Here is a 21,013-nt window from a genome sequence, read left to right as displayed (position 1 = left end):
CGGTGCCGACATCATCGGCCCGTCGTTCCGCTCACAACGAACGCTCCTCGAGCGACCCTCGCGATGTCGTAATCTGTCGACGTGGACATCAGAATCGGAATCGCCAACTCGCCCCGTGAGATCAACTTCGAGTCGTCGCAGACCGCGGCGGAGATCGAGCAGACCGTCGGCGCGGCTCTCGAGGCGAAGTCGACCCACTTCACTCTCAAAGACGACAAGGGCAAGCTCTACGTCGTTCCGACAGTCGCCCTCGCGTACGTCGAGATCGGGTCGGACACGTCGCGTCGCGTCGGTTTCGTCGCCTGACCATGGAACTGCTGTTCGTCGCCGTCGGCGCGGCGATCATCGGAACGATCGTGCGCTACACCGTTCCGGGTCGGGACAGCCACGGCACAGCTCTCATCCCGGCGGTCGCCGTCGTGACCGCGTCGATCCTGTGGTCGGCCTTCACGTGGGCCGGATGGGCTTTCGACGGGGGCTGGATCTGGACGATCACTCTCACCGCGACGGTCGCCGTGACGCTCGCGGTGGCCTTTCTTCTGCCTCGGCGCCGGGGCGCGGCCGACGCGCGTGAGCTCGACAGGCTCAGCCGCACCGCCTAGCCGCCCGCTAGGCCGTGAGCCCGAGCGCATCCATTCGTCTGGTGTGGGCGGCGATGAGTTCCGTGAAGACGGGCTCGAGTCGAGCCTCGTCGGGGGTCGTGTCGACGGGCGCCGACAGAGCGGACCTCGCCACGAGCAGGGTGTCGCCGACGAGGCGTCTGCCCCACATCGCGAGTCGCGAGGCGAGGCGGGGGTTGGCGGCGATCGCGACGCGCAACTGCTCGACGATGAGATCGGTTCCCCCATCGGGGGCGAGGAGAACGGCGATGCGTCGCTGCTGGTCGTCTGACAAACCCCCCGCGAGTCTCACGAGGAAGTCGTCGAGCAGACCCGCGGTCACGTAGCTCGTCACGAGGGTCTCGTACCAGTCCGACCCGAGGGTCACACGGTGGAATTCGTCGATGCTGCGGCGGAACGGCTCCATGGCCTCGGCCGGCTCGCGGTGCGCGCGACCGAGCTCGGCGACGAGGCCGTGATAGCGCGCGAGAGTCAAGCGCGAGACTTCGGCGAGGGCGTGCTTGCCCGCGGTCGTGGGGGCGGCCATCGCGGCTTTCGACGCGGTTTCGAAGAGAGCGAGCTGAACGTATGCGGCACGGCCGAGGTAGGAGACCGGATCGGGTGTGAGTTCGGCGAGGTCGACACGATTGACGACGACGGGCTTCTTGCGCTGAGAGCGCGGCCTCGGGGTGTCGGGGTTTTTCGCACGCCGACGGAGGAAGGAAGCCACGACCGACAGCTTAGACCGACGCCCGCGGCGCACCTCGACGAGGCCGCGCGACGCGCGGATCCCGTCTCTCAGGGGGCGGCGCGCTAAACTGACGGCAAGTCCTCTTCTGACGGGGACATCTGCGCCCCATGCACAAGCGGGCGTACTCGCTTCCATGACGGGCTATTCTCAGTGACTTTCTCAGATCTCAATATCGACCAGGACATGGTCGACGCTCTCGCCTCCAAGGGCATCGTCGAGCCGTTCCCCATTCAGACGCAGACCATTCCGATGGGCCTCAACCGCCAGGACATCATCGGCCAGGCGAAGACCGGAACGGGCAAGACCCTCGGTTTCGGACTCCCCCTCCTGCAGTCCCTCGGCACCGACCCTGAACCCGGCGTGAAGGCACTCGTCGTCGTCCCGACGCGCGAACTGTGCGTGCAGGTCGCCGAAGACCTCGTGCTCGCGGCATCCAACCGCTCGACGAAGATCGCGGCGATCTACGGAGGCAAGGCCTACGAGGGCCAGGTCGAGCAGCTCAAGGCGGGCGCGCAAGTGGTCGTCGGCACGCCGGGTCGTCTGCTCGACCTCGCGAGCCAGCGCATGCTGAGCCTCAAAGACGTCAAGGTCATGGTGCTCGACGAGGCAGACAAGATGCTCGACCTCGGGTTCCTCTCCGACATCGAGAAGCTCTTCGCGCAGACCTCCCCCACGCGTCACACGATGCTCTTCTCGGCGACGATGCCCGGCCCGATCGTGGCCCTCGCGCGCCGCTTCATGAACAAGCCCATCCACATCCGGGCGACCGACCCCAACGAGGGGCTCACCCAGGCGAACATCAAGCACCTCGTCTACCGCGCCCACAACATGGATAAAGACGAGGTCGTCGCCCGCATCCTGCAGGCCGAGGGTCGAGGCAAGACCGTGGTCTTCACACGCACGAAGCGCGCTGCCGCCAAGCTCGTCGAAGAGCTCAACGACCGCGGGTTCAACGCCGCAGCCGTGCACGGGGACCTCAACCAGGAGCAGCGGGAACGCGCGATGGCCGCGTTCAAGGCCGGCAAGAAAGACATCCTCATCGCCACGGATGTCGCGGCGCGAGGCATCGACGTCAACGACGTCACCCACGTGATCAACCACACGATCCCCGACGACGAAGACACCTACCTGCACCGCGCCGGCCGCACGGGCCGCGCGGGCAAGACCGGTATCGCCGTGACCTTCGTCGACTGGGACGACCTGCACAAGTGGGCGCTCATCAACAAGGCCCTCGACTTCGGTCAGCCGGAGCCGACCGAGACCTACTCGTCGTCACCCCACCTCTACAGCGACCTCGGCATCCCCACCGAAGCGCGCGGGCGGCTCGCCCACGCGGGCCCGCCCAAGGCCCGCGAGCCGAAGTCCAACGACCGCGGTGGTGACCGTGGCGGCCGCGGTGGAGACCGTTCCGGCGGACGCTCGAGTGACCGCGCGGCAGACCGAGGCCGGCCCACCGAGGGCGGCTCGAGGTCGCGCGGCGGCCGATCGCGTTCCGGCGCGGGCTCGTCCGACTCGGGGGCATCGAATTCAGGGGCATCGAATTCGGGAGCATCGACGACCGCGTCGACAGTGTCTTCGGACGGTGCGGCAGGCACCGACGAGGGCTCGCGCGCACCCCGCACGCGCCAGCGCACCCGTCGCCGCAATCCGGGCGCGACACCTCCCGCGGGCAACTGACCCGAACGGCACGCGTCACGCTGAGAGTGGCGCCGACCCGGTTCCGCGTTCGATGATCCGTTCGAGCACGCGCGGGTCGGTGTGATTCTCCCCGAGCCTGTTGGGCTTTCCGGCGCCGTGATAGTCGCTCGAGCCCGTCGTCGCGAGACCGAACGTCGTCGCGAGCTCGCGGAGCCGTTGCTTTCCGCTCGCCGTGTTGTCTCGGTGCTCGATCTCGAGCCCGAACAGGCCCGCCCCGACGAGAGCTTTGAGCTTGCTCTCGGGGATGACCTCCGAAGCGCCCCGCGTGCCGGGGTGTGCGAGCACGGGAACACCTCCGGCCGCGACGACGAGCTTGACGGCCGTGAGGGGGTCGGGAGCGTAGTGCGGCTCGAAGTACCCGCTTCTCGGGTGCAGGATGCTCTCGAACGCGGCACTGCGGTTCGCCACGAGCCCGCGCGCCACGAGCGCGTCGGCGATGTGCGGGCGACCGACGGTCGCGCCGCGCGACGTCTGCTCGAGAACGTCGCTCCAGCTGAGGTCGTAGTCGGCGCTGATGCGCGACACGATGTTCTCCGCTCGGCGCAAGCGCGAGTCGCGGATGCGTGCCGTCTCGGCGACGATTCCGGCATCCGACGGGTCGAAGAGGTAGGCGAGCAAGTGCACGCTCTTCCATCCGAACATCGTGCTGAACTCCATGCCGGGGATGACCGTGAGCGCAGACCCTCGCGCGGCGTCGGCGGCTTCCGTCCATCCCGCCGTCGAGTCGTGATCGGTCAGGGCCACGGCGGCGAGACCACTCTCGATCGCCGAGGCGACGAGTCGCACGGGCGTCTCCGTGCCGTCCGACACGCTGCTGTGCGTGTGGAGGTCGATAACCCGGGACATCCTTCAAGCGTAGGCCGAGCACCTGAGCGCGGCCCTGTATGCGGTGCGCGCGCCGCCGACCAGGGAGGGTCGTCGCACCCGGCCGCGCTAGGGTGAATGCGCCATGACCCGCCGACTGATCGTTTCGACCGTCGTCGTGGTCTCGGCTCTCGTGCTCCTCGTCTTCGCCTGGCCCCAACTCGTCGGGCTGCAGTTCGCTCCGCTCGTCGCGCAAGCGGTGTCGCTTCGCGCGGCGGCGGCGCTGTGCGGCCTCGGCCTCGCGCTCGTCGTGCTGCTCGTCACTCTCGCGTCGCGCCCCTTCCGGCGTGTGGGAAGCGCGCTCGTCGTTCTCCTGCTCGTCTTCGTCGCGGCCAACGGGGCCATCCTCGCGTCTCGCGGCTTCGACGAGAGCGGCGCCTCGGCGACGAAGCCCGAGGGCGCCGTGACCGTTCTCGCGTGGAACACGCTCGGCGACTCCCCGGGCGCGCAAGCCATCGCCGACCTCGTGCTCGAGACCGACGCCGACATCGTCTCCCTCCCCGAGACGACCCAGATCACCGCGACCGAAGTGGCCGTCATCCTGCGCGACGCGGGCAGACCGATGTGGGTGCACTCCGTCGCCTTCGACCTCGTGTCGAAGGCCCGCTCGACGTCTCTGCTCACGAGCGTCGACCTCGGCACGTACACGGTCGATTCGACGCGGGGCAACACCTCGGTCGTGCCCTCGGTCGTCGTGACCTCCGACGACGGCAGCGGGCCGACGATCGTCGCGGCCCACCCCGTCGCCCCCATCCCGGGGTTCCTCGATGATTGGCGCAGCGACCTCGAGTGGGTGGGCGACGCGTGCACGGGCTCCGACATCATCCTCGCGGGCGACCTCAACTCGACGGTCGACCACTACGGGTCGCTCGCGAACGGCGACGCCGCGATCGGCGATTGTTTCGACTCCGCCGTCGAGGCGGGAGCAGGGGCGATCGGCACGTGGCCGACGGGCGTGCCCGCGACACTCGGGGCCCCCATCGACCACGTCATGGCGACGGCGGAATGGGATGTCGTCTCCGCCCACGTGATCGACGACCGCGACGACTTCGGGAGCGACCACCGCCCCATCACGGCGACGCTCCTCCGCGAGACCGACTGAGCCGCCCCACCCCACCCTCACCCCCGACCCAACCCCGGAACGAATCGGTGCCGGTGGCAGAATGGAGGAATGGCAGACCGCACCGCTCCCCCGCCCCGCGCGACATCGAACCGCTCGACGACCCCCGTGTCGCACGCGTTCACCGACTACATCGGCAGCGGGTGGGCCGACAGACCCGACATCCTCCCCTCGGCCAGGCCGCAAGCATCCTTCGCTGCCGCACGCCGGCAGAGCCTGTCCGCGGCATTCCCCGGGGTCACGGTCGTGGTGCCGGCGGGAGCCGCGAAGGTGCGCTCCAACGACACCGACTACCCGTACCGCGCGCACTCGGCGTTCGCCCACCTCACGGCGTGGGGAGCGGACACCGTTCCGGGCAGCGTGCTCGTGCTCACCCCGACCGCAGACGGCCCCGATTCCGGCGGGCACACGGCCACCCTCTTTTTCCGTGAGGCGGCGGGGCGCGACTCCGACGAGTTCTATGCGAACCCCGAGATCGGCGAATTCTGGACGGGACCTCGCCCCTCACTCACCCAGGTCGGAGTCGACCTCGGTCTCGACACGGCATCGCTGACCGCGCTCCCCGCCGCGATCGAAAGCGCCGCCGCCGAGACGGTGACCATTCGGGGCATCGACGCGACGGTCGACAGCATGATCGATGCGCACCTCGACGCACGCCTCGACCTCGTCTCGACCTCGACCACTCCGCACGTCGACGGATCGTTCCCGGCGAGCGAGACGACGGGCCCGACCGATGCCGACCTCGAGCGCGAGGCGAGCGAATCCCGACTCGTGAAAGACGACTTCGAGATCGAGCAGATGCGGCTCGCCGTCGACGCGACCGCCCGCGGATTCGACGATGTCATCGGCGACCTCGACGCGATCGTCGCCCACCCCCGCGGGGAACGCCTCATCGAGGGCACCTTCAACCGCCGCGCGCGGGCCGACGGCAACACCGTGGGCTACGACACGATCGCGGCGTCGGGTCCGCACGCGTGCATCCTGCACTGGACACGCAACGACGGTCCGGTTCTTCCGGGAGACCTCATTCTGCTCGACGCGGGGATCGAACTCGAGAGCTACTACACCGCCGACATCACGCGCACGCTCCCCGTCGACGGCACCTTCACCGCGGTGCAGAGGCGCGTGTACGACGCCGTGCTTGAGGCTGCCGACGCGGCATTCGCGATCGTGCGACCGGGCATCCGATTCCGCGAGATCCACCAGGCCGCGATGACCGTGATCGCCGAGCGCACCGCCGAGTGGGGGCTCCTCCCCGTCGACGCCGCGGAATCACTCGAGCCCGACAAGCAATACCACCGCCGCTACATGGTGCACGGCACGAGCCACCACCTCGGGATCGACGTGCACGACTGCGCCAAGGCCCGCCGCGAGCTCTACCTCGACGGCGTGCTCGAAGAGGGCATGGTCTTCACGATCGAACCCGGCCTCTACTTCCAGCCCGACGACCTTACGGTGCCCGAAGAATATCGGGGCATCGGCGTGCGCATCGAAGACGACATCCTCGTGACGGCGTCGGGCGCCGAGAACCTCTCGAGCGGGATCCCCCGCACCGCCGACGAGGTCGAGGCGTGGATGCGGCGCTGACGGCGCCGCGCCCGTCCGGGCCCGCGGAGGGGCGTCAGCGACACGCCTCGAACACGTGATCGGGCGAATCGGGAGTGGTGAGATCGCGGTCGCGCCGGATCGTCGACGACACCCGATCGGGGTCGGCGCACGCATCCGCGAAGGCCGAGGCGTCGGAGTATTCGACGTCGACGACCGCGTCGCCGTAGGTCGCGGCGACGACGGCGCACTCGTCGAACTCGTGGCACTGCTCGACGACGGCGAAGTCGAACCCCGCCTCGGCGCGTGCCCGTTCGGCGAACTCGACGGCGTTCTTTTGCGCCGCCGCGAGACCGGACTCGTGCGCGAGGTCGACGATGAGTCTCGCGAAATCCATGGCCGCGTCGACCGAGAGCGCCCCGCCCGACCGCGAGAACGAGTCGAGATTGTCGAATTCGACGGCGGAGAAGCCCGCAGACGCGCACGAGCGTATGTCGCGATCGACGAACTCGGCGAGGCGCGCCCGATTGGTCGCCGTCGAGGTGTCGAGGAGGAGTTCGTCCGGCCATCCGGGATCGACCACGGGTTCGCCGCCCTCGCCCGTGAGCACGAGCTCGGGCCTCTCGTCGAGCCACTCCTCCCGGTCTCCCGGTTGAGACTGGAACGCGTTGACGTAGCAGATCGAATACAGCCCGGGCTCGGGCACATCGGTCGAATCACGCACGACCCCCTCGACGCCCGGTGCGGGCGCATACCCGCCCCCGAGCTGATAGTCGACGAGGATGCCCTCGGGGAGCGACTCGATCGCGCGGACCGCACCGGTCGGAGCCGCGCCGCCCGGAGACGTGCTCGCGGGGTCCTCCGCGAGCGGGGCACAGCCCGCGAGCGCGGCGACGACCGCGAGCCCCGCGAGAGCGCGATGCCGGATGGCCGGCCTCACGACGGCGTGAGCCTCGCGAGGAGTTCTTGCGCCTTGATGGTCAGCTCCGGGTCGACGATGACCTCGTAGCGGCTCGCGAGAACCTGGTTGATCGAGGTGAAGTCGCGGCGGCGTCGCGTGAGCGTGTAGTTCACGAGCCCGAAGATCATGCCGAAGCCCGCGCCGATGAGGGTCGCTGCGCCGACGTAGACGAGGGAGCTCGACGTCGGGGTGAAGACGAACAGCACGAGCCCGAAGAACAGCCCGAGCCACGCGCCGCTCGCGGCGCCCATCGCGGCCGCGCGAGCATTGGTGAGCTTGCCGGTGACGCGCTCCACCGACTTGAGGTCGCTCCCGACGATCGCCACTTGCGCGACCGGGAACTCGGCTTTCGAGAGCCTGTCGACCACGGCTTGCGCCTCGGCGTAGGTGCCGTAGGTGCCGAGCACGTCGCCCCGCGGAAGGGTCGGGAGTGGCGGGCGTCGGCGGCTGAACGGGGTCGGGGTGCTCACCCCGGTATTGTCCCACCCAGCGGGTAGGGTTCTACCGTGAGTGCCGCGAGAGTCTTCGTCGCCCGGCTGGGCGGGTGCCTCGTTTTCGACCCCGCGGGCGACCGCGTAGGACGGGTTCGCGACGTCATCGTCGTCTACCGCGCCTCCCGTGCGCCGCGCGTCGTCGGTCTCGTCGTCGAGGTTCCGGGCAAGCGTCGCGTCTTCCTCTCGATCGGGCGCGTCACGAGCATCGGGTCTGGCCAGATCATCACGACGGGCCTCATCAACCTGCGCCGCTTCGAGCAGCGCGGCGGCGAAGTGCGCGTGATCGCCGAGATCCTCGGTCGCGAGATGGCGTTCGTCGACGGCACCGGCTCGGCGAAGATCGAAGACGTCGCGATCGAAGAGCTCAACCCTGGCGAGTGGGAGGTCGGTGAAGTCTTTCTCCGTCGTCCGAAGCCGAGCGGCTCGCCGTTCGCGAAAGGCCAGACCGCGTTCGCCTCGTGGACCGAACTCCGCGACCTCTCGACGACCGACTCGCCGCAATCGGCGACCCAGTTGCTCGCGACATTCGAAGACCTCCTCCCCGCCGACCTCGCCAACGCCCTCCTCGACCTGCCGGATCAGCGGATGATCGAGGTCGCCGAGGAGCTCTCCGACGCCCGCCTCGCCGACGTGCTCGAGGAGATGCCCGAGACCGACCAGGTCGGCATCCTCAACAGGCTCGGCGACGATCGCGCCGCCGACGTGCTCGATCAGATGCAGCCCGACGACGCGGCAGACCTCATCGCGCAGCTGAGCGACGAGCGCGGTGAGACGCTGCTCGACCTCATGCAGCCCGACGAGGCCGACGACGTGCGCATGCTCCTCGCCTACGAGCCCGACACGGCGGGCGGCCTCATGACGACCGACCCGATCATCGTGAGCGCCGACGCGACGGTGGCCGAGGGCCTCGCGCTCATCCGCCGACACGAGCTCGCTCCCGCGCTCGGCGCGGCCGTGTGCGTGACGCTCCCGCCCTACGAGCCTCCGACCGGTCGCCTGCTCGGCATCGTGCACTTCCAGCGGATGCTGCGCTACCCGCCGAGCGAGCGCCTCGGCACGCTACTCGACCTCCGCCTCGAACCCGTGCGCGCCGACGCCTCGGCCGCCGAGGTCTCGCGCATGCTCGCGAGCTACAACCTCGTGTCGGTGCCCGTCGTCGACGACAACCATCGACTGGTCGGGGTGGTGACAATTGACGACGTTCTCGACCACGTTCTGCCCGACGACTGGCGCAGTTCCGATGGCGACGAGCCGCGACTGCCACCCCGAGCACGGGCACGACAGCAAGCGACACTCGATACCACCCCACTGAAGACCATCTCGAGGAGGTCGACGAATGGCACGGTCTAGCCGCAGCGACAGCCGCCTCGACTCCCCGAAGGGGCAGCGCTCCCCCTTCCGGTCTCGCCGGGGAGGTCGACCGAGCCGCGACCGCTTCGGTCGTTTCACCGAGTGGATCGCGCGCGCGATGGGCACCCCGTGGTTCCTCTTCGGGCTCACCATCTTCGCCGCAGCCTGGCTCGTCTACAACGTGACCGCGCCGCTAGAGTTCCGGTTCGACTCCGCCGCCAACGGCTTCACGGCGCTCACGCTCATCCTGTCGTTGCAAGCGTCGTACGCCGCTCCCCTCATCCTGCTCGCGCAGAACCGGCAGGACGACCGCGACCGCGTGCAGATCGAGCAGGACCGTCAGCGCGCCGAGCGCAACCTCAACGACACCGAGTACCTCGCGCGGGAGGTCGTGGCACTGCGCCTCGCGATGAAGGATGTCGCGAGCAAAGACTTCATCCGCGCCGAGATCCGCTCGCTCGTCGAGGAACTCGAGCGCGACCGCGCCGACCGGGCCGACGAGGGCTCGCGTGGAGCCTGACGGCCCCGCGGCGGATTCGGCGCTCGTCGCAGACATCCGCGCCTCCCTCGCTCGGGTGATAGATCCTGAGATCCGCAAACCGATCACCGAGCTCGGCATGGTCGGTGATGTCTCCGCGACCGACGGTCACGCGAACGTGACCGTCAAGCTCACGATCGTCGGGTGCCCGGCGGCCGACACGATCGAGCGCGACGTGCGGGCGGCGACGCTCGCCGTGGCGGGGATCGGCTCGAGCGACATCCACGTGACGGTCATGAGCCGTGACGAGCGCGCGGCCCTCACCGAGCGTCTGCGCGCGGGGCGACCCAAGTCGGCCCAGTTCTCGGCAGACTCCCTCACGCGCGTCATCGCGATAACGAGTGGCAAGGGCGGGGTCGGCAAATCGACCCTCACGGCGAACCTCGCCGTTTCGCTCGCCGCCCGTGGTCTCGCGGTCGGCCTCGTCGACGCCGACGTCTTCGGCTTCTCGATCCCGGGCATCCTCGGCATCGCGGGCGTCAAACCTACGCAGATCGACGGGATGATCCTCCCTCCCGTCGCGCACGGTGTGAAGGTCATCTCGATCGGCATGTTCGTCGACGGAAACGCCGCGGTGTCGTGGCGCGGCCCCATGCTTCACCGCACGATGCAGCAGTTTCTCACCGACGTCTATTTCGGCGATCTCGACGTGCTGCTCATCGACCTGCCCCCGGGCACGGGAGACGTCGCCATCTCGCTCGGGCAATTGCTCCCCCACGCCGAGGTCGTCGTCGTGACGACGCCGCAGGTGGCCGCGGCCGACGTCGCGGAGCGGTCGGGAACCGTCGCGCGCCAGACCGGTCAGCGCGTCGTCGGGGTCATCGAGAACATGGCCGGGTTCGATCGGGGCGACGGCACCGTCGTCGATCTGTTCGGCGCGGGCGGCGGCCGGCTCGTCGCCGAACGACTGAGCCTCGAGGGCGAAGACCCGGTTCGCGTGCTCGCCTCCGTTCCTCTCAGCGTCGCGCTCCGCGAGGGCGGCGACTCCGGCCTGCCCCTCGTGCTCTCGAATCCGCGCGACCCTGCGGCTGTCGCGATAACGACAGCGGCCGACGAGCTCGCACGTCGTGGACGCGGTCTCGTCGGCCGGAAGCTCGGGGTCAGCGTTCGCTGACCGTTGTTACGCGCGCCAGGTGGGAATCTGGCGGTAACCGTCGCGCGCGGCGAGGTTGACGGTGCCCGCTGTCACCGAGATGACGATGGCGGAGATGATGACGAGGGTGGTGACGACGAACATGGTGACCTTTCTGACTCCGGGCGACAGGAACGCTGCGGTCGGGAGTTGCTGACTGTTGTTCCTCTATTCGACCTCACCCTGCCCTGAAGCACAATCGAACCTTTGTGGAGTGACTGTGTAGATTGACTACATGGACGTGCGCCGACTCGAGTTGCTCCGCGAGCTCGCCGAACGCGGCAGCGTCACCGCCGTCGCGGCCGCGACCAACCGCACCGTCTCCGCCGTCTCGCAGCAGCTCAAGGTGCTCGAACGCGAGGCGGGGATCCCGCTCACCGAGCGGTCGGGGCGCGGCGTGATCCTCACCGGGGCGGGGCTCGCGCTCGCCCGCACGGCCACCGATGTCGCCGTCGCCCTCGAGCGCGCCGAGGCACTGTGGGAGGACTTCAAGCAGGCCCCCCAGGGTGTCGTGACCCTCACCACGTTCCCCTCGGCGGGCCAGATGCTCCTTCCCGGACTCCTCACCGCGGTGCAGGATGTTCCGGGCCTCACCGTGCGGTGCAGCGACCAGGATCCGCTGCTGCCGGACTTCGCCGACCTCACGCCCGACTTCGACGTCGTGATCAGCGAGTCTCCCGGCACCCTCCCCTCGTGGAAGGAGCGTGGTCTCGCGGTCGTGCCCCTCATGCAGGAACCTCTCGACGTCGGGATGCCCGAGAGCCACCGTCTCGCAGGAAAGACCACCCTCCTCGCGAGCGACCTCGTCGACGAGGAGTGGATCGGGGTTCCCGACGGCTTCCCCTACGACCGCGTGCTGCGCGAGATCGAGGTCGCGAACGGGTCGCCCGCGCGCATCGGCCAGCGATTTCTCGACAACGCGATCGTCGAGGCCGTGGTCGCGGCCGGCCACGGTATTGCCGTGCTCCCGCGCTACACGACGCGGGCGCACGAGAACGGCCTCATCACGAAGCCTCTCAGCGGCATCCGCGCCACGAGACAGATCTCCGCACTCCTGCGCCCGGACCGCGCCGAGCGCCCCTCGGTGCGACGCGTCGTGCGCGAGCTCCAAGCGGAGGCCCAGCGCTACCAGGCCGCTCGGGAGGGCGTGGCCTGATCCCGGGTGCTCCGACCGCTCAGGTGGCCTCGGCGTCGAACGGTGCGACCTCGGCCTCGGCGAGCAACCGGCGGCGACGCGCGTACGCCGACTCGCGCGGGGGGCGCACGACCGCCGTCGCGACGGGAGCCGCACTCGGTGTCGTGGCCGGGTCGTCGACGAGGGCCTCGCGGATGATGCGGCGCGGGTCGTACTGACGCGGGTCGAGCTTCTTCCAGTCGACCTCGTCGAACTCGGGGCCCATCTCGTCGCGCATGCGCTCTTTCGCGCCATCCGCCATCGCGCGCAGCGACTTCACGAGCCGTGCGAGCTGCGCCGCGTAGTGCGGCAAGCGGTCGGGGCCGAGGAGGAAGACGGCGACGACTCCGAGCAGGAGGAGTTTGTCGATCGTCAACCCGAACATGCGTTCAGACTAACGCTCGAGACCTCGGGGCTGCCTCTACGCTGGTCAAGACCCAAGGAGCATGAGTGTCTGACACGGAATCCAATCGTCGGTTCGCCGAGGAGTTCATCGTCGAGAGCGAGCACATCGCCGCCGCGCGACAGCACTCGATCGAACTCGGAATCGACCCGATCGCACCGTCTGTCGGCGCGCAGATTGCGATCGTGGCGGCCGCGACATCGGCGTCGAGCATCATCGAGATCGGCACGGGAGTGGGCCTGAGCGGCCTGTGGTTGCTCTCCGGTGCACCTGGCGCCACGCTCACGACGATCGACGTCGAGGCCGAGCACCAGCAGGAGGCGCGCAAGCACTTCCTCGACGCCGGCATCCCGAGCAACCGGGTGAGACTCATCACGGGTCGCGCCGCCGACGTGCTCCCCCGGATGAACGAGAGCTCCTACGACATCGTGCTCGTGGATGCCGACCCCGGGAGAGTCATCGACTACGTCGAGCACGCGCTCCGGCTCGTGAAGAGCAGCGGAACCGTGCTCGTGACGCACGCCTTGTGGCGCGGACGCGTCGCCGATCCGGCGAAGCGAGACGACATCACCGTGGGGTACCGCACCCTCCTCAAAGAGGTTGCGGCATCCGACGCTGTCATCAGCGCGCTCACGCCGGTCGGCGACGGGCTGTTGCAGCTGACCAGACGCGGGGACTAGCCCGCGCGTCGGTTAGGAGGCTGCCGCGACGACTCCAGCGAGTGCGTCGTGCAGTTCTTTCGCCTCGGCATCGTTGACCGACACCACCAGGCGTCCCCCACCCTCGAGCGGAACACGCACGATGATGAGGCGACCCTCCTTCACAGCCTCCATTGGTCCGTCTCCGGTCCTCGGCTTCATGGCTGCCATGATGGATCCCCTTTCGTGGAATACCTGACCATTATCCCGTATCGGCGGCGTAACCCGAAAACGGCGCAGTACTACTCGAGTTGCGCTCGGGTTCGGCGAGACGCCGGCGTCACACTCCGGAGAGCCAGCTGCGCAGTCCGCGCTCGCACTCGGTGATCTGATCGATGGCGACCCTCTCGTCGTCGGCGTGAGCCTTCAGCGGGTCGCCCGGGCCGTAGTTGACGGCGGGGATGCCGAGGGCGGAGAACCTCGCGACATCGGTCCAGCCGTACTTGGGTTTGGGCTCGCCCCCGACGGCGTCGACGAATTCGCGCGCGAGAGGATCGGTGAGCCCCGGGCGGGCACCCTCGGCGAGGTCGACGATGCGCACATCGAACGCCGAGAAGAGGTCGCGGATGTGCGCGACGGCCTCGTCGCCCGACCGGCTCGGGGCGAAGCGGTAGTTCACGTGCACCATGCACTCGTCGGGGATGACGTTGCCCGCGATGCCGCCCGAGATGCCCACGGCGTTGAGTCCCTCGCGGTACACGAGACCGTCGACCTCGACCTCGCGCGGGGTGTAGTCGGCGAGAGTGGCGAGGATGGGCGCGGCGTCGTGGATCGCGTTGTGTCCCACCCACGCGCGAGCGGAGTGGGCACGCAGACCGAACGTGCGCACCTCGGCCCGGAGATTGCCGTTGCAGCCGCCCTCGATCGCCGAGTTGCTCGGCTCGCCGAGGATCGCGAAATCCCCCGCGAGCAGGTCGGGCCGCTCCCGAGCGAGCCTGCCGAGGCCGTTGAGCGCTTCGGAGACCTCCTCGTGGTCGTACCAGATCCAGGTGACGTCGACATCCGGGGCCGTGAGCTCGGCAGCGAGCTTGAGCTGCACGGCCACGCCCGCCTTCATGTCGACGGTTCCGCGCCCCCAGAGGTAGTCGACGCCGTCGATCGTCTCGAAGCGCGTGGGGAGGTTGTCGTTGAGCGGCACCGTGTCGATGTGTCCGGCGATGACGACTCGGCGACTCCGACCGAGGTTCGTGCGGGCGACGATCGCGTCGCCGTCGCGGATGATCTCGAGGTGGTCGCTCGCAGCGAGGCTCGCGACGATGGCGTCGGCGATCGTCGCCTCGTTGCCCGACACCGACTCGATGTCGCACAGGGCTCTCGTGAGGTCGACGGATGACGCGGCGAGATCGAGAGCGGGAATGGTCGGGTCGACTGTCGGCATCCGTCGAGCCTACCGACGCGAGCTCGAGGGCGCTCGCGGCTCGGTAGCCTGGACTCATGACTGAGAGAGCAGCCTGGGGCTATGGATTGTCGACCGTCACGACCTCGGGGGTCGTGCTCGACACGTGGTTTCCGAGCCCGACGTTCGGGTCGATCCCCGCGACTCGCGACCGCCACATCGTTCCGAGTCGCCTCGAGCCACTTCTCGGCGCCGACCTGCGCCGCGGTGTCACCGTCGACTACGTCACTCTCGAGATCGACCTCGACGCGGCACCCGGGTCGACCGCCGACGCCTACCTGCGGTTGCACCTCTTGAGCCACCTCCTCGTGGCCCCGAACTCGATCAACCTCGACGGGATCTTCTCCCACCTCCCCGTCGTCGCGTGGACGACCGCCGGGCCCATGCACCCCGACGACTTCAGCGCACAGCGCCCCGAACTGCAACGAGCCGGGATCTCCATAACGGGGCTCGACCGCTTTCCGCGGTTGCTCGACTACGTCGTGCCCGAGCGCGTGCGCATCGCCGACGCATCGCGCGTGCGCCTCGGCGCCCACCTCGCACCGGGCACGACCGTCATGCACGAGGGGTTCGTCAACTTCAACGCGGGCACGCTCGGCACGTCGATGATCGAGGGGCGCGTCTCGCAGGGCGTCGTCATCGGCGACGGTTCGGATGTCGGCGGCGGCGCGTCGATCATGGGAACCCTCAGCGGCGGCGGCACGCACCTCGTCTCGGTCGGCGAACGCGCCCTTCTGGGCGCGAACTCCGGCATCGGCATCTCGATCGGTGACGACAGCGTCGTCGAGGCGGGGCTCTACGTGACCGCGGGCACCAAGGTCTCGATCCTCTCGACCGACGGGGCACCCGCCCGGGCGGCGAAAGCCGCCGAGCTCACCGGGCAGCCAGGGCTGCTCTTCCGCCGCAACTCCACGACGGGCGCCGTCGAGGTGTTGTCGCGGAGCGGCCGTGGAATCGAGCTCAACGCCGCGCTGCACGCCTGACCCGGCGCGACACTCCCCCTCCGCTCAGGGCGCGGGGGTAGGGTCCGGGCATGGGCCGGCGTGGGCGACAGACCGAGGTGCGCCAGATCGCCGCTGCTGCCGCGGCGGCGGGCGCCGTCATCCTCTCGTGCTGTCTCGCCGTGACGACGATCGCATCGGCGTTGGGCACCGAGGTCACCGACGGCGCGAGCATACGGCCCGCGGTGAGCGAGTACGCCGGCTTCGCCTCCCCCGTGCAGCAGATGCAGTTCGACCTCGACGGTGCGGGCTCGGTGAAGTTCGTCGTGGTCCCCGAGAGCGTGCGGCAGGGCGTCAACTCACCTCGCGACCCTCTCGTGCTCGCGAGCATGGAGCTCGAGAACGGGCTCTACGAACTCGGCTTCGAGCTTCCCCTCACGCACGACCGCGCTTTCTCGACCGACGGCAGCCTCGAGTGCCAGTTCGTGGAGGCGACGAGCGGCGTTCCACTGCTCCCCCAAGACCCCGTGGTCGTCGCGGAGTCGCGGGAGGACATCACGGTGCAGTCGTCCGTCACGCTCGCGCTCCCCGCGATGACCGTCGAGTTGCGGTGCGCACCCGAGGTTGCCGCTCTGTCCCGCACCGAGGTCGGCGACGTGACGCTCTACGCCATCGCGTTCGAGTGAGCGCGCGCCGATAGGCGCAGCGAAGGTCGGCGCAGCGAAGGTCGGCGCAGCGCTGCGCAGGTCAGCGCTGCGCGGGCCACTCGCGCGAGGGCTCGCCGATGTAGAGCTGCTGCGGGCGACCGATCTTCGTCTGCGGGTCGTCGTTCATCTCGCGCCAGTGCGCGATCCACCCGGGGAGTCGCCCGATTGCGAACAGCACCGTGAACATGCGCGGCGGGAACCCCATCGCCTTGTAGATCACGCCCGTGTAGAAGTCCACGTTGGGATAGAGCTTGCGCTCGATGAAGTAGTCGTCGGCGAGGGCGACCTCCTCGAGCTCCTTCGCGATGTCGAGCAGCGGGTCCTGCACACCGAGAGCCGCGAGCACCTCATCCGCACTCTCTTTGACGAGTTTGGCGCGGGGGTCGAAGTTCTTGTAGACACGGTGCCCGAAGCCCATGAGCTTGACACCCTCCTCCTTGTTCTTCACCCGCTCCACGAAAGTCGACACGCTCTCGCCCGACTCGCGGATCTCGCCGAGCATCTTCAGAACGGCCTCGTTCGCCCCGCCGTGAAGCGGTCCGTAGAGCGCGTTGATGCCCGCGGAGACGGAGGAGAAGATGTTGGCTTGCGTCGAACCGACGAGGCGAACCGTCGACGTCGACGCGTTCTGCTCGTGGTCTTCGTGCAGGATGAGCAAGCGGTCGAGGGCCTTCGAGAGCACCGGGTCGACCTCGTACGGCTCCGCCATCGTGCCGAAGTTGAGCTTCAGGAAGTTGTCGACGAAGCTCAGCGAGTTGTCGGGGTAGAGGAACGCCTGCCCGAGGCTCTTCTTGTGCGCGTATGCGGCGATCACGGGGAGCTTGGCGAGCAGGCGGATGGTCGAGATCTCGACCTGCTCCTTGTCGTGCACGCTCGAGGAGTTCTCGTAGTAGGTCGAGAGAGCGGAGACCGCACTCGAGAGCACCGACATGGGGTGTGCCGTCGACGGCAGCGCGTCGAAGAACCGGCGGAGGTCTTCGTGGAGGAGCGTGTGACGGCGGATGCGCTCGTCGAACTCGCCGAGCTCGTCAGCGGTCGGCAGGTTGCCGTAGATGAGGAGGTAGGCGGTTTCGAGGTAGGTGGAGTTTCTCGCGACATCCTCGATCGCGTACCCGCGGTACCGCAGGATGCCTTTGTCGCCGTCGATGTAGGTGATCGCGCTCTTCGTCGACGAGGTGTTGACGAAACCCTGGTCGATGGTCGTGTACCCGGTCTGCTTCATGAAGGTCGAGATGTCGATGCTCGAGGCACCGTCGACCCCCCGCACGATGGGGAACTCGGCGGACCCGCCGGGAAAATGGAGGGTGGCCTTCTCGGCGTTGTTCGTGGCAGCGTCGTTCACGCGTACAGCCTAATCGGCACCAGGGGGTACCGTCACATCCGCCAAGGACACCCGGAATCAGTTGGAGGAAGCGTCCAAGCGCTCCGCGGCGCGCGCGATGTCGTCATCGGTCGCCGTCAACGCGATGCGGGTGTGCTCGCGGCCCGCGTCGCCATAGAACGACCCCGGGGCGGTGAGGATGCCGAGCTCGGCGAGGCGCGACACGGATGCCGCGGCATCCTCGCCCCGGGTCGCCCACAGGTAGAGACCCGCCTCGCTCCCGTCGATGCGGAACCCCGCGGCGACGACGGCGCGTTCGAGGCGGGCGCGACGCGTGCGATAGAGCTCCCGCTGCGCAGACACGTGGCCGTCGTCGCCGAGGGCCGCGATCATCGCGCGCTGCACGGGCGCGGGCGGAATGAGTCCGAGGTGCTTGCGGATGCCGAGCAGTCCGTCGACGACGGCGGGGTCTCCCGCGACGAAACCGGCGCGATACCCCGCGAGGTTCGATTGCTTGCTGAGCGAGTAGACCGCGAGAACGGAGGTGTGGTCGTCACCCACCACGTCGGGGTCGAGGATGCTCGGGGTCGCCGCTCCTCGCCAGCGCTCGCTCCAGCCGAGCTCGGCGTAGCACTCGTCGCTCACGATCACCGCGCCGAGCTCGCGGGCGCGCTCGACGGCCCCCCGCAACTCGTCGACCGAGAGCACGCGGCCGTCGGGGTTGCCCGGGCTGTTGACCCACACGAGTTTCGTCGACTCGGGCCACTCGCGCGGGTCATCGCCCGCGTGCACGAGCGACCCCGTCAGGGCGGCGCCGATCGCGTACGTCGGGTAGGCGACGAGCGGGTGCACGACGGTGTCACCCGACCCGAGCCCGAGCCACAGCGGCAACTGCGCGACGAACTCCTTCGACCCGATCGTCGGAAGAACCGCGTCGGGCTGCAGGGCCTCGACCCCGCGCCGGCGCGCGAACCACGCCACGATCGCGGACCTCAGCGCAGCCGTGCCCGCGGTCAGCGGATAGGCGTGAGCGTCGGTCGCATCCGCCGCCGCTTCCCTGATGAGGGCCGGCGTCGCGTCGACGGGCGAACCGACCGAGAGATCGATCATGCCGTCGGGGTGTGCCCTGGCCCGTTCGGCGAACGGAACGAGGGAATCCCACGGAAAGTCGGGCAGCGCGATCACGCGGCGACGACCTGCAGACGGATCACCCGGCAGCCCGCGCGAACGTCACTCGGCGCCGACGGCCTGCGGAGGCAGCGCCGCGACAAGCGCGTGATCGTGATGGATGACACCGACCTTCGAGGCGCCACCGGGAGACCCGACCTCCTCGAAGAACTCGACGTTGGCCTTGTAGTAGTCGGCCCACTTGTCTGGCACGTCGTCTTCGTAGTAGATCGCCTCGACCGGGCACACGGGCTCGCACGCACCGCAGTCGACACACTCGTCGGGGTGGATGTAGAGCATGCGGTCGCCCTCATAGATGCAGTCGACGGGGCACTCGTCGATGCACGCCCGATCCTTGAGATCGACACACGGCAGAGCGATGACATAGGTCACGAGATGAGGGGTCCTTTCGGATGCGGAGTACTGGACGATCCTACCCGCGTCGCCTGGGGCAACCTGGGCCACGCGAGCACGACGGCGACGATCGCGACCGGCCCGTAGACCCACCACAGCGAGAGGTCGGTCGCGGGGATGAGCACGGACCCCCCGGCGCTCTCGAGCGACAGGATCGCGACGACACCGAGGATGCCTGCGGCCGCGACACCGGCGACGACGCGCGTCTCGAACACGATGCGCAGACCCGCCACGAGGGCGGCGACCACGAGGAGCCCCGCCACGAGACCGACCGGAACGGCCACACCGGCGACCGTGGGAGAGAACTGGTGCACGACCGTCGCGAGCGACCCGATCACGACCCCCGCGACGAGAGCCGCGAGACTCAGGAGGATGCGCCCGCGCAGCGCGAACTCGCTCCAGCGCGACGGGAACGCACTGCGCGGCACGTCGCGCCGAAACGACTCGACCGACGTGATCGGCACGGGCTGCCCGCCAGAGAGAGTCAACTCACCGACACCGACCGTGAGTTGGGAACGGTGGGCACGCAGCGCCGCGACCTTGCGATCGAGGGCGGCGGAGACATCCACCTCGACGACGCCCGCTCGACCCGGCAGCGCGTCCGCGGGCTCGATCGCGTAGAACGGCACGCTCATGACCTCGGCAGCACGCTTCGCGGCGACGTGGGCCATCACGTGGTCGGGGTGGCCGTAGCCGCCGTTCGCGTCGTAGCTCACGACCGCGCGTGCGCCCGTCGTGGCGATGACCGTGGCGATGTCGGCGGCGACCTCCCCGACGGGAGCGATGCTCAGGGCGTCGGGATGCACGTCTGCGGGAGGCTCGGGACCGTCGGCACCCCACACCATGCCCGAATCGCGGTAGCGGCGGGGTGCGGCACCGATCGTGCGCGCGTTCGCCGACCCGAGCCAGCGGTGGTCGGTGAGCCCGAGAGCGCGCATCGCGTTCGCGAGCTCGCCCTCGCGATGCCGCGCGAGAGCCTCCGGGTCACGCAGCAGAAACTGGATGTCGTCGGGGATGACCTCGCCGTTCTCCCCGCGCGTGCACGTGAGCACGGTCACGACCGCCCCGCGATCGAGGAGGGTCGCGATGGTCCCTCCCGTCGTGATCGACTCGTCGTCGGGGTGCGCGTGCACGAAGAGCACGCGCTCGGTGGGGGTCGCTGCTTCGGCGTCTGCGGGCGAAAACTGCATGCGAAGCGCCTAACCGGTGGTCGTGGAGAGTGTGTCGTCGTGCCTTCCGGCGCTTCCGCCAGCGTATCCCGAGAGCAGCGCGGGCTCGGTGTGAGCGTGCTGCGGGTCGCGGGCGCGTGCACGGGCACGGGCACGGGGGTCGCCCGGCATGCCGAAAACCCCGCCGCGCGGTCGCACATGGCTGTGTCGACCCGCCCGATTCGCCATCTGCGACCGCGATGGGCGTCGACCCGGCACCTCTGCTCCTCCCCGCGGGAGGTCGTGCGCGATTCCTCCAGCCACCGCGCGTAGAGGGCGTGACCCGACGCCTACGGCGGCACCCTGGTCGGATGCCTCGTCCGAGCGCTCTGCCCCCGCCGTTCTCCCAGACGGCCTTCGACGTCAGTACCGCGTATGCGGCGGGACTCACCCGGGGCCGGTTGCGGTCATCTGACTTGGATGCCCCCTTCCACGGCGTCAGGCGCGTGTGCCGCACGGAGGAGGACACACTCCACGACGATGTCGCCCGTGCTCTCGCACCGTGCCGGGATTACCAGCCTCTGCTGAGGCC

At 69.1% G+C, this 21,013-nt stretch carries 23 protein-coding genes; 12 read left to right on the top strand and 11 right to left on the bottom strand.

What is annotated here, in order from left to right:
• The first annotated feature begins 81 nt into the window (after positions 1-81).
• Both ACLHIH_RS01420 and ACLHIH_RS01415 read left to right on the top strand, forming a co-directional pair.
• Positions 82-306 carry a DUF3107 domain-containing protein gene (locus ACLHIH_RS01420; protein WP_411314931.1) on the top strand — a complete coding sequence of 75 codons (225 nt, stop codon included), beginning with the start codon at positions 82-84 and terminating at the stop codon, positions 304-306.
• Positions 307-308: 2 nt separating this feature from the next.
• On the top strand, positions 309-602 hold the full coding sequence (locus ACLHIH_RS01415) for a hypothetical protein (protein WP_411314930.1): 294 nt from the start codon (positions 309-311) through the stop codon (positions 600-602).
• 7 nt (positions 603-609) lie between these two features.
• Here ACLHIH_RS01415 and ACLHIH_RS01410 read toward each other — a convergent pair whose 3' ends face one another.
• Complete coding sequence (locus tag ACLHIH_RS01410; RefSeq protein ID WP_411314929.1) at positions 610-1,329, bottom strand: ferritin-like fold-containing protein; 720 nt, start codon at positions 1,327-1,329, stop codon at positions 610-612.
• Between the two features lie 171 nt (positions 1,330-1,500).
• On the opposite strand from ACLHIH_RS01410, the gene ACLHIH_RS01405 reads away from it, so the two are divergent.
• Positions 1,501-3,027: a DEAD/DEAH box helicase gene (locus ACLHIH_RS01405; RefSeq protein WP_411314928.1), complete on the top strand. Its 1,527-nt coding sequence runs from the start codon at positions 1,501-1,503 to the stop codon at positions 3,025-3,027.
• 15 nt (positions 3,028-3,042) lie between these two features.
• Here the strand turns inward: ACLHIH_RS01405 and ACLHIH_RS01400 are convergent, their stop codons facing one another.
• The gene (locus tag ACLHIH_RS01400; RefSeq protein WP_411314927.1) at positions 3,043-3,894 is read right to left on the bottom strand and encodes a PHP domain-containing protein; all 852 of its coding nucleotides are present in this window, start codon (positions 3,892-3,894) and stop codon (positions 3,043-3,045) included.
• Between the two features lie 103 nt (positions 3,895-3,997).
• Here ACLHIH_RS01400 and ACLHIH_RS01395 point away from each other — a divergent pair, with 103 nt between their 5' ends.
• Both ACLHIH_RS01395 and ACLHIH_RS01390 read left to right on the top strand, forming a co-directional pair.
• Positions 3,998-5,014: an endonuclease/exonuclease/phosphatase family protein gene (locus tag ACLHIH_RS01395; RefSeq protein ID WP_411314926.1), complete on the top strand. Its 1,017-nt coding sequence runs from the start codon at positions 3,998-4,000 to the stop codon at positions 5,012-5,014.
• A gap of 69 nt (positions 5,015-5,083) precedes the next feature.
• A complete protein-coding gene (locus ACLHIH_RS01390; protein WP_411314925.1) occupies positions 5,084-6,619 on the top strand; it encodes an aminopeptidase P family protein in 1,536 nt (511 codons plus the stop codon).
• A gap of 34 nt (positions 6,620-6,653) precedes the next feature.
• On the opposite strand, the gene ACLHIH_RS01385 is transcribed toward ACLHIH_RS01390, so the two are convergent.
• Positions 6,654-7,517 (bottom strand): endo alpha-1,4 polygalactosaminidase, encoded by an 864-nt coding sequence (locus ACLHIH_RS01385; RefSeq protein WP_411314924.1) that lies wholly within the window; start codon positions 7,515-7,517, stop codon positions 6,654-6,656.
• On the bottom strand, positions 7,514-8,008 hold the full coding sequence (locus ACLHIH_RS01380) for a general stress protein (protein WP_411314923.1): 495 nt from the start codon (positions 8,006-8,008) through the stop codon (positions 7,514-7,516). The genes ACLHIH_RS01385 and ACLHIH_RS01380 overlap by 4 nt, the downstream gene beginning before the upstream one ends.
• Positions 8,009-8,044: 36 nt before the next feature.
• Between ACLHIH_RS01380 and ACLHIH_RS01375 the strand changes: the two genes are divergently transcribed.
• From ACLHIH_RS01375 to ACLHIH_RS01360, 4 genes are all read left to right on the top strand, one after another.
• Positions 8,045-9,382: a magnesium transporter MgtE N-terminal domain-containing protein gene (locus tag ACLHIH_RS01375; RefSeq protein WP_411314922.1), complete on the top strand. Its 1,338-nt coding sequence runs from the start codon at positions 8,045-8,047 to the stop codon at positions 9,380-9,382.
• Positions 9,369-9,902 (top strand): DUF1003 domain-containing protein, encoded by a 534-nt coding sequence (locus ACLHIH_RS01370; protein WP_411314921.1) that lies wholly within the window; start codon positions 9,369-9,371, stop codon positions 9,900-9,902. Before ACLHIH_RS01375 ends, ACLHIH_RS01370 begins: the two co-directional genes overlap by 14 nt.
• Positions 9,892-11,034 (top strand): Mrp/NBP35 family ATP-binding protein, encoded by a 1,143-nt coding sequence (locus ACLHIH_RS01365; protein WP_411314920.1) that lies wholly within the window; start codon positions 9,892-9,894, stop codon positions 11,032-11,034. Before ACLHIH_RS01370 ends, ACLHIH_RS01365 begins: the two co-directional genes overlap by 11 nt.
• 253 nt (positions 11,035-11,287) lie before the next feature.
• On the top strand, positions 11,288-12,208 hold the full coding sequence (locus ACLHIH_RS01360) for a LysR family transcriptional regulator (protein ID WP_411314919.1): 921 nt from the start codon (positions 11,288-11,290) through the stop codon (positions 12,206-12,208).
• A 19-nt stretch (positions 12,209-12,227) separates the two neighbouring features.
• Here the strand turns inward: ACLHIH_RS01360 and ACLHIH_RS01355 are convergent, their stop codons facing one another.
• Complete coding sequence (locus ACLHIH_RS01355; protein ID WP_411314918.1) at positions 12,228-12,611, bottom strand: Sec-independent protein translocase TatB; 384 nt, start codon at positions 12,609-12,611, stop codon at positions 12,228-12,230.
• A 65-nt stretch (positions 12,612-12,676) separates the two neighbouring features.
• On the opposite strand from ACLHIH_RS01355, the gene ACLHIH_RS01350 reads away from it, so the two are divergent.
• On the top strand, positions 12,677-13,309 hold the full coding sequence (locus ACLHIH_RS01350) for an O-methyltransferase (protein ID WP_411314917.1): 633 nt from the start codon (positions 12,677-12,679) through the stop codon (positions 13,307-13,309).
• 12 nt (positions 13,310-13,321) lie between these two features.
• Here ACLHIH_RS01350 and ACLHIH_RS01345 read toward each other — a convergent pair whose 3' ends face one another.
• Positions 13,322-13,498 carry a DUF3117 domain-containing protein gene (locus ACLHIH_RS01345; RefSeq protein ID WP_165063777.1) on the bottom strand — a complete coding sequence of 59 codons (177 nt, stop codon included), beginning with the start codon at positions 13,496-13,498 and terminating at the stop codon, positions 13,322-13,324.
• Positions 13,499-13,607: 109 nt separating this feature from the next.
• Positions 13,608-14,705, bottom strand: a complete 1,098-nt coding sequence (gene dapE, locus ACLHIH_RS01340; RefSeq protein ID WP_411314916.1) for a succinyl-diaminopimelate desuccinylase — start codon at positions 14,703-14,705, stop codon at positions 13,608-13,610.
• Between the two features lie 56 nt (positions 14,706-14,761).
• Between dapE and dapD the strand changes: the two genes are divergently transcribed.
• Positions 14,762-15,706 (top strand): 2,3,4,5-tetrahydropyridine-2,6-dicarboxylate N-succinyltransferase, encoded by a 945-nt coding sequence (dapD, locus tag ACLHIH_RS01335; RefSeq protein WP_411314915.1) that lies wholly within the window; start codon positions 14,762-14,764, stop codon positions 15,704-15,706.
• A 50-nt stretch (positions 15,707-15,756) separates the two neighbouring features.
• Positions 15,757-16,350 (top strand): hypothetical protein, encoded by a 594-nt coding sequence (locus tag ACLHIH_RS01330; RefSeq protein ID WP_411314914.1) that lies wholly within the window; start codon positions 15,757-15,759, stop codon positions 16,348-16,350.
• Positions 16,351-16,411: 61 nt separating this feature from the next.
• Here the strand turns inward: ACLHIH_RS01330 and ACLHIH_RS01325 are convergent, their stop codons facing one another.
• From ACLHIH_RS01325 to ACLHIH_RS01310, 4 genes are read right to left on the bottom strand one after another with little or no spacing between them, the layout of a single operon-like run.
• A complete protein-coding gene (locus tag ACLHIH_RS01325; RefSeq protein WP_411314913.1) occupies positions 16,412-17,713 on the bottom strand; it encodes a citrate synthase in 1,302 nt (433 codons plus the stop codon).
• 57 nt (positions 17,714-17,770) lie between these two features.
• Positions 17,771-18,877 (bottom strand): succinyldiaminopimelate transaminase, encoded by a 1,107-nt coding sequence (dapC, locus tag ACLHIH_RS01320; RefSeq protein ID WP_411314912.1) that lies wholly within the window; start codon positions 18,875-18,877, stop codon positions 17,771-17,773.
• Positions 18,878-18,922: 45 nt separating this feature from the next.
• On the bottom strand, positions 18,923-19,252 hold the full coding sequence (fdxA, locus tag ACLHIH_RS01315; protein WP_411314911.1) for a ferredoxin: 330 nt from the start codon (positions 19,250-19,252) through the stop codon (positions 18,923-18,925).
• Positions 19,249-20,463 carry a PIG-L family deacetylase gene (locus tag ACLHIH_RS01310; RefSeq protein ID WP_411314910.1) on the bottom strand — a complete coding sequence of 405 codons (1,215 nt, stop codon included), beginning with the start codon at positions 20,461-20,463 and terminating at the stop codon, positions 19,249-19,251. The genes fdxA and ACLHIH_RS01310 overlap by 4 nt, the downstream gene beginning before the upstream one ends.
• Between the last annotated feature and the right edge of the window lie 550 nt (positions 20,464-21,013).

The sequence above is a fragment of the Marisediminicola sp. LYQ134 genome (assembly GCF_046599635.1).
GTDB lineage: Bacteria > Actinomycetota > Actinomycetes > Actinomycetales > Microbacteriaceae > Marisediminicola.
This window is presented reverse-complemented; position numbering and strand designations above follow the sequence as displayed.